14 protein-coding genes are annotated in these 10,658 nt (G+C 61.5%); 5 read left to right on the top strand and 9 right to left on the bottom strand.

The annotated features are described in order from the left end of the window. A partial coding sequence (locus ABYW26_RS04960; RefSeq protein ID WP_372603685.1) for an AMP-binding protein occupies positions 1 to 776 on the top strand: 776 nt, incomplete at its 5' end. A gap of 101 nt (positions 777 to 877) precedes the next feature. Here the strand turns inward: ABYW26_RS04960 and ABYW26_RS04955 are convergent. Genes ABYW26_RS04955 through ABYW26_RS04945 form a run of 3 tightly spaced genes read right to left on the bottom strand, consistent with a single transcriptional unit; the run spans position 878 to position 2,840 of the window. Next, on the bottom strand, positions 878 to 1,108 hold the full coding sequence (locus tag ABYW26_RS04955) for a hypothetical protein (protein ID WP_372603684.1): 231 nt from the start codon (positions 1,106 to 1,108) through the stop codon (positions 878 to 880). 13 nt (positions 1,109 to 1,121) lie between these two features. Further along, positions 1,122 to 1,478: a hypothetical protein gene (locus ABYW26_RS04950; protein ID WP_372603683.1), complete on the bottom strand. Its 357-nt coding sequence runs from the start codon at positions 1,476 to 1,478 to the stop codon at positions 1,122 to 1,124. A 33-nt stretch (positions 1,479 to 1,511) separates the two neighbouring features. Beyond that, on the bottom strand, positions 1,512 to 2,840 hold the full coding sequence (locus ABYW26_RS04945; protein WP_372603682.1) for an aspartate aminotransferase family protein: 1,329 nt from the start codon (positions 2,838 to 2,840) through the stop codon (positions 1,512 to 1,514). Between the two features lie 182 nt (positions 2,841 to 3,022). Here ABYW26_RS04945 and ABYW26_RS04940 point away from each other — a divergent pair, with 182 nt between their 5' ends. Beyond that, entirely contained in the window at positions 3,023 to 3,637 is a 615-nt protein-coding gene (locus tag ABYW26_RS04940; protein WP_372603681.1) for a TetR family transcriptional regulator C-terminal domain-containing protein, read from the top strand. A 43-nt stretch (positions 3,638 to 3,680) separates the two neighbouring features. Here ABYW26_RS04940 and ABYW26_RS04935 read toward each other — a convergent pair whose 3' ends face one another. Together ABYW26_RS04935 and ABYW26_RS04930 are read right to left on the bottom strand one after the other, a co-directional pair. Continuing rightward, positions 3,681 to 4,511: a class I SAM-dependent methyltransferase gene (locus ABYW26_RS04935; protein WP_372603680.1), complete on the bottom strand. Its 831-nt coding sequence runs from the start codon at positions 4,509 to 4,511 to the stop codon at positions 3,681 to 3,683. Positions 4,512 to 4,554: 43 nt separating this feature from the next. Next, positions 4,555 to 5,892: an NAD(P)-dependent oxidoreductase gene (locus ABYW26_RS04930; RefSeq protein WP_372603679.1), complete on the bottom strand. Its 1,338-nt coding sequence runs from the start codon at positions 5,890 to 5,892 to the stop codon at positions 4,555 to 4,557. 277 nt (positions 5,893 to 6,169) lie between these two features. Here ABYW26_RS04930 and accB point away from each other — a divergent pair, with 277 nt between their 5' ends. Genes accB through aat form a run of 3 tightly spaced genes read left to right on the top strand, consistent with a single transcriptional unit; the run spans position 6,170 to position 8,662 of the window. After that, complete coding sequence (gene accB, locus ABYW26_RS04925) at positions 6,170 to 6,655, top strand: acetyl-CoA carboxylase biotin carboxyl carrier protein (RefSeq protein ID WP_372603678.1); 486 nt, start codon at positions 6,170 to 6,172, stop codon at positions 6,653 to 6,655. 10 nt (positions 6,656 to 6,665) lie between these two features. Beyond that, positions 6,666 to 8,015, top strand: coding sequence for an acetyl-CoA carboxylase biotin carboxylase subunit (gene accC, locus ABYW26_RS04920; RefSeq protein WP_372603677.1), 1,350 nt, complete (start codon positions 6,666 to 6,668; stop codon positions 8,013 to 8,015). Between the two features lie 5 nt (positions 8,016 to 8,020). After that, positions 8,021 to 8,662, top strand: coding sequence for a leucyl/phenylalanyl-tRNA--protein transferase (aat, locus tag ABYW26_RS04915; protein WP_372603676.1), 642 nt, complete (start codon positions 8,021 to 8,023; stop codon positions 8,660 to 8,662). Here the strand turns inward: aat and ABYW26_RS04910 are convergent. The 4 genes from ABYW26_RS04910 to ABYW26_RS04895 all read right to left on the bottom strand — a co-directional run bounded on the left by ABYW26_RS04910 (position 8,626) and on the right by ABYW26_RS04895 (position 10,606). Further along, positions 8,626 to 9,153, bottom strand: coding sequence for a DUF2155 domain-containing protein (locus ABYW26_RS04910; protein ID WP_372603675.1), 528 nt, complete (start codon positions 9,151 to 9,153; stop codon positions 8,626 to 8,628). The two genes, aat and ABYW26_RS04910, sit on opposite strands and share 37 nt — an antisense overlap. After that, positions 9,150 to 9,629 carry an outer membrane lipid asymmetry maintenance protein MlaD gene (gene mlaD, locus ABYW26_RS04905; RefSeq protein WP_372603674.1) on the bottom strand — a complete coding sequence of 160 codons (480 nt, stop codon included), beginning with the start codon at positions 9,627 to 9,629 and terminating at the stop codon, positions 9,150 to 9,152. The genes ABYW26_RS04910 and mlaD overlap by 4 nt, the downstream gene beginning before the upstream one ends. A 7-nt stretch (positions 9,630 to 9,636) precedes the next feature. Continuing rightward, positions 9,637 to 10,020 (bottom strand): NADH:ubiquinone oxidoreductase subunit NDUFA12, encoded by a 384-nt coding sequence (locus tag ABYW26_RS04900; RefSeq protein ID WP_372603673.1) that lies wholly within the window; start codon positions 10,018 to 10,020, stop codon positions 9,637 to 9,639. A gap of 199 nt (positions 10,021 to 10,219) precedes the next feature. After that, positions 10,220 to 10,606, bottom strand: coding sequence for a RidA family protein (locus ABYW26_RS04895; protein ID WP_372603672.1), 387 nt, complete (start codon positions 10,604 to 10,606; stop codon positions 10,220 to 10,222). Between the last annotated feature and the right edge of the window lie 52 nt (positions 10,607 to 10,658).

Raw genomic sequence — 10,658 nt, 5'->3', positions numbered from 1 at the left:
CCTGGAACTGGTACAACGAAAACGTCGGCAAGGGGAACTGCCCGATCGTTGACACCTGGTGGCAGACCGAAACCGGCGGTCACCTGCTGACCCCGCTGCCGGGCGCCCACGCCCTGAAACCGGGTTCGGCGATGAAGCCGTTCTTCGGCGTTCAGCCGGTGGTTCTGGACCCGCATTCGGGCGCGGAAATCCACACCTACCCGACCGAAGGCGTGCTGTGCATCAAGGACAGCTGGCCGTCGCAAATGCGCACCGTCTGGGGTGATCACGAGCGGTTCGAGAAAACCTATTTCGCGGATTACAAAGGTTACTACTTCGCTGGCGACGGTTGCCGTCGTGACGAAGACGGCGACTATTGGATCACCGGCCGCGTCGATGACGTGATCAACGTATCCGGTCACCGTATGGGCACCGCCGAGGTCGAAAGCGCGCTTGTCGCCCATGCCAAGGTCGCCGAGGCCGCCGTGGTTGGCTATCCGCACGACATCAAGGGTCAGGGCATCTATTGCTACGTCACCCTGATGAACGGCGTGGAACCGACCGATGATCTGAAGAAAGAGCTGCGCACCTGGGTTCGCACCGAGATCGGCCCGATTGCCGCTCCGGACCTGATCCAGTGGGCACCGGGCCTGCCGAAAACCCGTTCGGGCAAGATCATGCGCCGCATTCTGCGCAAGATCGCCGAGAACGACTTCGGCGCGCTGGGCGACACCTCGACCCTGGCCGATCCGTCGGTGGTGGACGAGCTGATCGAAAACCGGGCGAACCGCAAATAAGCGTCTATACCGGGGACCGGCCTGTCATGGGCCGGTCCTTTGCCAATAAAAAGGGCGCCTTCACCGGGCGCCCTTTTCGTTTGTCAGACCCTTGGCCGCGCTTACAAGTCGTCGCAGACCAGCGCGCCATCCGGCGTGGTGACGCGAATTAGATAGCCGCTCAGCTCGTCGCGGGTCTGGATGAAATAACAACCGTCGTCGCGGCGCCAGACCGTCGACAGGTCGGTGCCCGGCGGCAGGGCCGCCCGCGCCTTGTCGGAAATATAGGCCTGATCGTCCGCCATACAGGCCGACAGGGCCAGAACCCCGCACAAAGCCACCATAATTCGCATTCCGTTTCCTTTCTCAGACCGAGCCGAAACAGCCCAGAGCATCGCCGTGAACATTGATGTCGACGGGGCCGAATTTGCTTTCGACCACCAGTGAAAAATAATCCGCCATCGGCAGGTAAACCACGCGGTAACAGCCGTTGGTGCGGGTCACGGACCAGCATTCCATCTCGACCCCGCCGCTAAAGATCACCTCCAGCGGCGCGGGCTCGACCAGTGCCGATTGGAACTCGGCCAGCGTCTTGCGGTGCCAGTCCACTGACAAGGACCGGCCATCGCCATGGGCGATCTGGTCGCGAGCACGCGGGATATAGGCGTCGATTTCCTGTGCGATCAGGGTTCTGATCCGGTCGGGGAAATGCGCCTGAGCCATGGTTTGTCCCTTCCTTACGGGCCTTCGGCGGGCTTAATCCAGCTTTTCCAGAACATCCCGCAGCGTGCCGATCAACCGGTCGATATCGGTCTTCTCGATGATCAGCGGCGGCGACATGGCGATGGTATCGCCGGTGGTGCGGATCAGGATGCCCTTTTCGAAACAGTCCAGAAACGCCTGAAACGCCCGTTTGGTCGGCTCGCCCGGAAGCGGTGCCAATTCGACCGCGCCGATCAGCCCCATGTTGCGGATGTCGATCACGTTTTTCACGTCGCGCAGCGAATGCAGGGCAGCCTCCCAATAGGGGGCCAGATCGGCGGCGCGTTCGAACAGGCCTTCTTCGCGGTAGGTCTCCAGCGTTGCCAGACCGGCGGCGCAAGCGATCGGGTTGCCGGAATAGGTATAGCCGTGGAACAGCTCGATCATATGTTCCGGGCCCTGCATGAACGCGTCGTGAATCGCGCTGGTGGTCAGCACCGCCCCCATCGGGATCACGCCATTGGTCAGCCCCTTGGCGGTGGTCATCATGTCGGGCATGACGCCGAAATGCTCGACCGCGAAGGACGCGCCCAAACGGCCAAAGCCGGTGATGACCTCGTCAAAGATCAACAGGATACCGTGGCGGGTGCAGATCTCGCGCAGCTTTTCCAGATAGCCCTTGGGCGGCAGGATCACCCCGGCCGAGCCGGACATCGGTTCAACGATGACAGCGGCGATGGTGTCAGGGCCATGCAGTTGCACGATGCGTTCCAGATCGTCGGCCAGATAGGCGCCGTGCTCGGGCTGGCCGCGGGTAAAGGCGTTCTGTTCGGGCAAATGAGTATGCGGCAGGTGATCGACGCCCGCCAGCAGCGTGCCAAAGAATTTGCGGTTGGTGACGATACCGCCCACCGAGATGCCGCCGAAATTCACCCCGTGATAGCCCTTTTCGCGGCCGATCAGGCGGGTGCGCTGCCCTTCGCCCCGGGCGCGATGATAGGCCAGCGCGATTTTCAGCGCAGTCTCGACCGACTCTGAGCCCGAGTTGGTAAAGAACACATGCTCCATGCCCTCGGGCGCCATGTCGCGCAGGGCGCTGGCCATTTCAAACGCTTTGGGGTGGCCCATCTGAAAGGCGGGCGCATAATCCAGCTCGCCCGCTTGCGCGCGGATCGCCTCGACGATCTTCGGGCGGTTATGGCCGGCGTTACAGCACCACAGCCCCGCCGTGCCATCCAGAATCTCGCGGCCATCGGCGGTTTTATAGGTCATCCGGTCGGCGGAAACCAAAAGCCGCGGCGCTTTCTTGAACTGGCGGTTCGCGGTGAACGGCATCCAGAATGCCGATAAATCATTGGGCACATTCTTGCGATCAAGCGCCATATCAAGCACTCCCTGTCATATTTTAAAACCTGCGGTTGTGCGCGCGCCGGTCCCTTTTTGTTTGACCAGTCGGTCATGTTGACGCTAGCAGAGCTATAGGGGCAGTCAAGCGCGACCCCGTGACACATGACGGACCGAAAATTCAGCTCAACGAAATGGTCGAAATTAAGCGGGAAAACGCCATGAACGAGACGCCTCCGCTGTCCAGAATCCAGAAAAAGAACCGCCGCGCCATTCTGGATGCCGCGCTGGACGTGTTTTCGCAATACGGATTCCGAGGCACGACTCTGGACCAGATCGCCCAGACCTCTGGCCTGTCGAAACCCAACCTGCTGTATTATTTCCCGACCAAAGAGGACATCCACACCACCCTGCTGGACGAGTTGATGCAGGACTGGCAGGACCCGATGCGGGCCATCGACCCCGAGGGCGAGCCCTTGGAGGAAATTCTGGACTATGTTCAGCGCAAGCTTGAGATGAGCCGCGATTTCCCGCGCGAAAGCCGTCTGTTCGCCAATGAAATCCTGCAAGGCGCGCCGCAATTCCTTGATGCGCTCAAGGGCGGGCCCCGGCATCTGTTCGATGAAAAAGTGGCGCTGTTTCAGACCTGGATGGATCAGGGCAAGCTCGCGCAGGTGCATCCGCAGCACCTGATTTTTTCGATCTGGTCGCTGACCCAGCATTACGCCGATTTCGAAGTGCAGATCCGCATCTATCTGGGCCCCGAGGGCAAAGACCCCTACCCCGAGGCCGGGAAATTCCTGCGAACGCTGTTCACCCGAATGCTGACCCCCTAAGGCCATGACCCGCCCCGGTCATCAGGACGGGTCAGGGTTTGGTTCAGGCCATGGGCTTGGTAAAGATCATTTCGATCGGCGCCACCTGCCCGGCGCCCACCGCGTTCTTCATATTGCCGATCTTTTCCGCCGCATCCTTGCCCATCAACATTGGCAAGCCGAAGGGCATCTTTGTCATGTTCTTGATCTGCGCCATCTGCTTTTCAAAGAACTCGACAGCAAAGCCGCTGCGCTCGCGCTGGGTGTCCAGCGTCAGACCAGCAGCCGTGGCGGCCGCGACATAGGCTTCGGGTTTCTCGACAAAGGATTGCGACTTGTCTGACGCCCACGGCACCGGAAACGCCGGAAGCTGATCGCCGGTCTGCATCACGTCATAGACCGCGAATTTGCCGCCCGGACGCAACACCCGCGCCACCTCGGAGAACAGTTTCGGCTTGTCCGGCAGATTCATCCCGACATGGAATAACGTAACCAGATCAAAGCTTTCCTCCTTAAACGGCAGGTCCAGCGCACTGCCGACCGAGAACGACGCCTTCATCCCCAGCGCGGCGCTGAGTTTCTTGGCGGTCTCGACGAAATCCGGCGTCAGGTCAATGCCGGTGACGGCGCTGCCATATTGCGCGGTGATGAAACGCGCGGTGCCGCCGAGGCCACAACCGATGTCCAGAACATCGGTTGTCTTGTCGATTTTCAACTGGTCCAACAGCGCCTTGGTGGCCTCGAACCCGCCGATGTGGAATTCATCCACGGGCTTCAGGTCTTCAGGCACAAGTGCGCTCATGGTTTTGCCCATTTCGCGCAACCCGTTGGTGATTTGTTCGAACAGATCGCCAAGCTGATAGTGACCGACGATCTTTTTATCAGTGTCACTCATGGATGCATCCTCCCTGTGCAGGCTCAGAGGATAGCACGTTTTTTCAATCCGTAGTCAGCAGAGTGTGGATGTCCTCGGCGGCATCGCGGCCCTGAGCCACGGCAGTCACCGTCAGGTCATCCCCGCCCACCGCACAGTCGCCGCCGGCCCAAACGCCGGCCATGCTGGTGCGACCCGGCCCGGTGACGGCAATCTTGCGGCCCGACAGTTGCAGCCCCTCGGGCGTGCCTTGCAACACCTGCCCGATCGCCTTGAACACTTGATCGGCCTTCAGATGAAAGGTCTGCTCGGTCACGGTCAGAGTGCCGTTTTCCTCGACCGTATGGGCGAATTCCACGGCCTCGACCGCGCCATCGCCGATGATACGCAATGGTGCGGCGCCGGTGATGATCCGCACCCCTTTTGACGCGGCGTGATGCTGTTCGGCCTCGCTGGCGCCCATCTGCCCCGAGGCCCGGCGATAGACCATGGTGACGGTCTCGGCCCCCAGCAGCTTGGCTTGCACCGCTGCATCGACCGCCGTCATGCCGCCGCCGATCACCACCACGTCACGCCCGACCGGCACCGAGGCCAGATCCTCGGCCTGCCGCAGCGCCGAGATGAAATCGACCGCGTCATGGACATGGCTGATGGTCTCGCCCTCGGTGCGCAGGGCGTTCACCCCTGCCAGACCGATCGCCAGAAATACCGCGTCATAATCCCGGCGCAGCGCCTCCAGCGTCAACTGGCGGCCCAGCATTTGCCCGGTCCTGACGGTGATGCCGCCGATCCCGGTCAGCCATGCCACCTCGCGTTGCGCGAAATCGCCCACGGTCTTGTAGGTGGCGACACCGTATTCGTTCAGGCCACCGGCCTTGGACCGGGCGTCGAACAGCACAACGTCATGGCCCTTCATCGCCAGACGATGGGCGCAGGACAGACCAGCAGGCCCCGCCCCCACAACCGCGATCCGCCGCCCGGTGGGGGCAGCGCGGGTATAGGGATGCGCGCCCTCTGTCATCGCGGAATCGGTGGCAAAGCGCTGAAGCCGCCCGATCTCGACCGGGCCGTCCTTGCCATCGACCAGAATACAGTGATGTTCGCACAGGATTTCGGTCGGACAGACCCGCGCGCACATGCCGCCAAGGATGTTCTGATCGAAAATGGTTTTCGCCGCCGCATCGGGATGGCCTTGCGCGATCTGCTGGATGAACAGCGGAATGTCGACGCCGGTCGGACAGGCCGGAATGCAGGGCGCATCGTCACACAGCAAGCATTGCGCGGCGGCGACCAAGGCCTGGGCCGGCTCGAACGGCGGCGCTTTTTCAGCAAAATTATCGCGATAGTCGCGCGGGGACAGGCGCCCGGACACCACGCCGGGGGTCAGCTGACGGTTGGTCACAGGCAGTCTCCGTGTCATTTCTTGTTGTTTCGACCGTGGCACGCGAACCCGATTTTATCAAACCGTAAGGATTGACGCAGTGTCGCACCGCGACCGGCAAAAGCGCGCATCCTCTTGCCTGCCTGAAAAATCGGCGTCTCGCAACAACGCCAAACCCGGCAATAGCACAGAAAACGGAACGGGGCGCTTTTCCTAGCGGATTGCGTCGCGTATAAGCAGACCACAAACTAAGTCAGACCCGCCTCTAGCGGGCCAAGGTTCACCGATCGAGGACGGCATGACAAAACACTCCCACGACGCGGATGTTGCATTCATTCAGGCTCTGGCCGAGTTGCTGCGCGAAAACGACCTGACCGAATTGCAGGTCACACGCGAATATGGCGAAGACGACAAACTTGATGTGCGGGTTGCCCGCCAGACTCAGGTTATTACCACGGTGGCTGCGGCCCCCGTTGCGGCGGCCCCGGCGGCTGCTGCGGCACCCGCTGCGGCGGCAGAAGCGGCAACAAACGACGATCCGGCCCAGCATCCCGGCGCCGTGACCTCGCCCATGGTTGGCACGGCCTATCTGCAGCCCGAACCGGGCGCAAAATCCTTTGTGCAGGTCGGCGATAAGGTCAGCGAAGGCCAGACCGTGCTGATCATCGAAGCCATGAAGACCATGAACCAGATCCCGTCGCCCCGCGGTGGCACGGTCAAGCGTATCCTGATTGAGGACGGCACCCCGGTTGAATTCGGCGCCCCCCTCATGATTATCGAATAAGGCACGGTCCATGTTCGAGAAAATCCTGATCGCCAACCGTGGAGAAATCGCGCTGCGGGTGATCCGTGCCTGCCGCGAGATGGGTATCAAATCGGTGGCCGTGCATTCGACTGCGGATGCTGACGCCATGCATGTGCGCATGGCCGACGAATCGGTCTGTATCGGCCCCGCCCCCGGCAACCAGAGCTATCTGTCGATCCCGGCGATCGTCTCGGCCTGTGAAATCACCGGCGCCGACGCGATTCACCCCGGCTATGGCTTCCTGTCGGAAAACGCCAATTTCGTGCAGATCGTCGAAGATCACGACATCGCCTTTATCGGCCCCACCGCCCAACACATCCGCATGATGGGCGACAAGATCACCGCCAAGGAAACCATGAAAAATCTGGGCGTGCCCTGCGTGCCCGGCTCCGATGGCGGCGTTCCGACGCTGGAAGACGCGCGCCGCGTGGCCGAGGAAATCGGCTATCCGGTGATCGTCAAGGCCACCGCCGGCGGCGGTGGGCGCGGCATGAAACTGGCCAAGACGGCCAAGGATATCGACACCGCGTTCCAAACCGCGCGTTCGGAATCGAAAGCCGCCTTCGGCAATGACGAGGTCTATATCGAGAAATATCTCGGCAAGCCGCGCCATATCGAGATTCAGGTCTTTGGCGATGGCAAAGGCAAGGCTGTCCATCTGGGCGAACGCGACTGCTCGCTGCAGCGCCGCCACCAGAAAGTGTTCGAAGAGGCCCCCGGCCCCGCGATCGATGCCGAAACCCGCGCCCGGATCGGTCAGATCTGTGCCGATGCCGTGGCCAAGATCAACTATATCGGCGCTGGCACTATCGAGTTCCTTTACGAGAACGGCGAGTTCTATTTCATCGAGATGAACACCCGTCTGCAGGTCGAACACCCGGTCACCGAAGGCATTTTCGGCGTCGATCTGGTGCGCGAACAGATCCGTGTGGCCGAAGGCAATTCTCTGTCCTTCACTCAGGACGATCTGGAACTGAACGGTCACGCCATCGAGGTGCGGATCAACGCCGAGAAACTGCCGAATTTCACCCCTTGCCCCGGCAAGATCACCGCGTTCCACGCCCCCGGCGGGCTGGGGGTGCGGATGGATTCGGCGCTGTACAACGGCTATTCGATCCCGCCCTATTACGACAGCCTGATCGGCAAGCTGATCGTGCACGGGCGCGACCGGAACGAGGCGCTGGCCCGCCTGCAACGGGCACTGGGCGAGCTGATCGTCGATGGCGTGGACACCACGCTGCCGCTGTTCCACGCGCTGTTGCAGGAACCCGATATCCAGACCGGGAATTACGACATTCACTGGCTGGAGCATTGGCTGGAAACCAACCTTCAGGGCTGATCCGAATGGATCAGCCCCACCTCACCCCCGAACTGCTGCTGCATGCCTATGCTTCGGGGGTTTTTCCAATGTCCGAATCCCGGGACGACCCGGAAATCTTCTGGGTCGAACCCCGCTTGCGCGGCATCATCCCGCTGGACGGTCTGCATGTGTCGCGCAGCCTGCGCAAGACCATCGCACGCGCGCCCTATGACATTGCTATCAATACAGATTTTCGCAGCGTCGTCGCCGCCTGCGCCGAGCGCGACGAGACATGGATCAACGATACGATCTATGATCTTTACGTTGAATTACACCATATGGGCTATGCCCATTCGGTCGAACTATGGCAGGACGATGCGCTGGTTGGCGGCTGTTATGGCGTGGCGCTGGGGCAAGCGTTCTTTGGCGAAAGCATGTTCTCGCGCCGGCCCGATGCCTCGAAAATCGCGCTGGTCTATCTGGTCGATAGGCTGAGACAGGGCGGATTCACCCTGTTGGACACGCAATTTCTGACGCCGCATCTGGCCAGCATGGGTGGAATCGAAATTCCGCAGGCTGACTATCGTGAGCGATTAGAGCCAGCGATCATGGGCGAGGCCGATTTCTTTGGCCCGGTGATCCCCGGTCCTCAGGAATTGCTGCAGCGCATCACCCAGACGTCGTAACGCGGGTGATCCAGCGCATTCAGCGCCGGGCTGCTGGCGATCATCCAGCCCTCGAAAACCGGCAGATCGGCCCCGACATTGAGGATGGTCAGATAGGCATAAGCGTCCGAGGCCGGGTTATCGGCCGGATAGCGGCATTCGGCCAGCGCAATCGAAATCCGCCCGATGGTGGTGTGGTCGCCATTGACCATCTCAAGATCGGTCAGCTGGCCCGACACCCGGTCCAGCACCCGCACAACGCCGCCCTTGGCGGTCTCGGCGCGCTCTTCCTCGATCACCGGAACGATCACATCGTCCTGAAACCCCGGCTGCTGGGCCTGCGGGTCGCTAAAGCCGGGAACAGTGTCGTCCGGGGTCAAGGGCTGGTCTACGGGCGGCAAGGGTTGCTCGGTCACGGCAGGCTCGTCCAGCGGCGTGACCTCGATTGCCGACAGCTGCGCCAGTGCCGGACCGGCCAGCGCCAGCCCCAGCACCAGAACCAGACGATTCATTCCGCGGCCCCCGAGTCGGGCGCGTCCGAACTGCTGCCACCAGCGGCGAATTTCATCAGCAGGGTCACAAGGCTGACCGCGCTTTGGGTGTCCTCGATCTCGCCGCCGGGTTCAATGTTGAAGGGCGATCCGCCGGGCACGATTTCCACGAAATTGCCGCCCAACAGACCCTCGGACGAAATCAGGATCGCGCTGTCATCAGGCAGGTCCAGCCCGTCGCGCACGCTGAAACGAGCGTCAGCGCGGAACGTGGTCGGGTTCAGCTCCAGCGAGGTCACCGTGCCGACCTTGACCCCGGCCATCATCACGTCGCTGCCGACCGAGATGCCCTGAATCGACCGGAACGATGCGGTCAGCTCATAGCTGCCATCGCGGTTGCCGCCGATGCCGGTGCTGTTCGAGACGAATAAAAGAAACCCGAGGGCGACCGCAAGAACGGCGCCCCCGACAAGGATTTCTGCTTTGTTTTCAGACATCTGAGCCTTATTCCGGCTGCCAGGCCTCGTAATCGGCGCGCACGGCGGGGGCCGCGCGGCGGATCGAGCCTGCGGGGGCATAGGCCATGGCGGTGCCTGTCAGGTTTTCCTGATGCGGTTTTTCCCACGATTTATGCACCAGCGGGTCCTTGGTGGGGGGCTGATCATAGGTGAAATGCATCCAGCCATGCCAATCGGGGCTGACGCGGGTCGCTTCGACCTCGCCGTTGTAAATCACCCAACGGCGTTTGCCATCGCGGGTCTGGTAAAAGATATTGCCTTGCTCGTCTTCGCCCACTCTGACGCCCTGACGCCACGTGAAAAGCTGGGTGCCAAGCGTTTGACCATTCCACCAGGTCACAAGACGAAGAACGCTGTTGATAATGCCCATGAAACCCTCCGGCAATCGTTCTTATTCATATGGACCAAGTTGCTGCCAAGGTCCAGTGCCTATGCCAGTCCCGGCGGCTTCTTGCGGGGTCAAACGCGGGTCTGCGCCGGGCACACCGGGCCCAGTGTCCCAGCCCCCTTGGGCGCATGGATATCCCGCCGCGTCCAGGCGGGCGGCGGGATACCTTTGCTGGCGTGGCTCAGTTTTGCGGCTGGCGGGCGGTCAGTTCGATTTCGATCTTCATTTCCGGCTCCATCAGCGGGCAGGAAATCATCGTCGCCGCCGGGCGGACCTCGCCGAAGAATTCCTTCAGCACCGGAAAGCATTTCGCGAAATCCTGCGCGTCGGGCAGGATATAGCGCACGCGCACCACGTCGCTCATCGAGGTGCCGGCCTTGGCCAGCGCCCCGGCGATGGTGTTCAGCGCATTCCGGCACTGATCGGCGACATCTGCGGGCATGGTCATCGACGTATAATCATAGCCCGTGGTGCCCGAAACGAACACCCAACCATCCTGAACGACGGCCCGGGAATAGCCGATCTCGGCCTCGAACGGCGACCCCGATGAAATCAATTCGCGCGACATGTTTTTTCCTTCGATCTGTGGCGACAATTTTCACCGCCCCATATCCCGCTCT

This window comes from Actibacterium sp. (genome assembly GCF_041584535.1).
GTDB lineage: Bacteria > Pseudomonadota > Alphaproteobacteria > Rhodobacterales > Rhodobacteraceae > Actibacterium_D.
Note: the sequence above shows the minus strand (reverse complement) of the source record. Positions and strands in the feature narration are given on the sequence as shown.

Bases quoted from the DNA above. Each gene is read 5' to 3' on its own strand.
- ABYW26_RS04955 (WP_372603684.1), bottom strand. From the start codon at position 1,108: ATGCGAATTATGGTGGCTTTGTGCGGGGTTCTGGCCCTGTCGGCCTGT.
- ABYW26_RS04950 (WP_372603683.1), bottom strand. From the start codon at position 1,478: ATGGCTCAGGCGCATTTCCCCGACCGGATCAGAACCCTGATCGCACAG.
- ABYW26_RS04945 (WP_372603682.1), bottom strand. From the start codon at position 2,840: ATGGCGCTTGATCGCAAGAATGTGCCCAATGATTTATCGGCATTCTGG.
- ABYW26_RS04940 (WP_372603681.1), top strand. From the start codon at position 3,023: ATGAACGAGACGCCTCCGCTGTCCAGAATCCAGAAAAAGAACCGCCGC.
- ABYW26_RS04935 (WP_372603680.1), bottom strand. From the start codon at position 4,511: ATGAGTGACACTGATAAAAAGATCGTCGGTCACTATCAGCTTGGCGAT.
- accB (WP_372603678.1), top strand. From the start codon at position 6,170: ATGACAAAACACTCCCACGACGCGGATGTTGCATTCATTCAGGCTCTG.
- accC (WP_372603677.1), top strand. From the start codon at position 6,666: ATGTTCGAGAAAATCCTGATCGCCAACCGTGGAGAAATCGCGCTGCGG.
- aat (WP_372603676.1), top strand. From the start codon at position 8,021: ATGGATCAGCCCCACCTCACCCCCGAACTGCTGCTGCATGCCTATGCT.
- ABYW26_RS04910 (WP_372603675.1), bottom strand. From the start codon at position 9,153: ATGAATCGTCTGGTTCTGGTGCTGGGGCTGGCGCTGGCCGGTCCGGCA.
- mlaD (WP_372603674.1), bottom strand. From the start codon at position 9,629: ATGTCTGAAAACAAAGCAGAAATCCTTGTCGGGGGCGCCGTTCTTGCG.
- ABYW26_RS04900 (WP_372603673.1), bottom strand. From the start codon at position 10,020: ATGGGCATTATCAACAGCGTTCTTCGTCTTGTGACCTGGTGGAATGGT.
- ABYW26_RS04895 (WP_372603672.1), bottom strand. From the start codon at position 10,606: ATGTCGCGCGAATTGATTTCATCGGGGTCGCCGTTCGAGGCCGAGATC.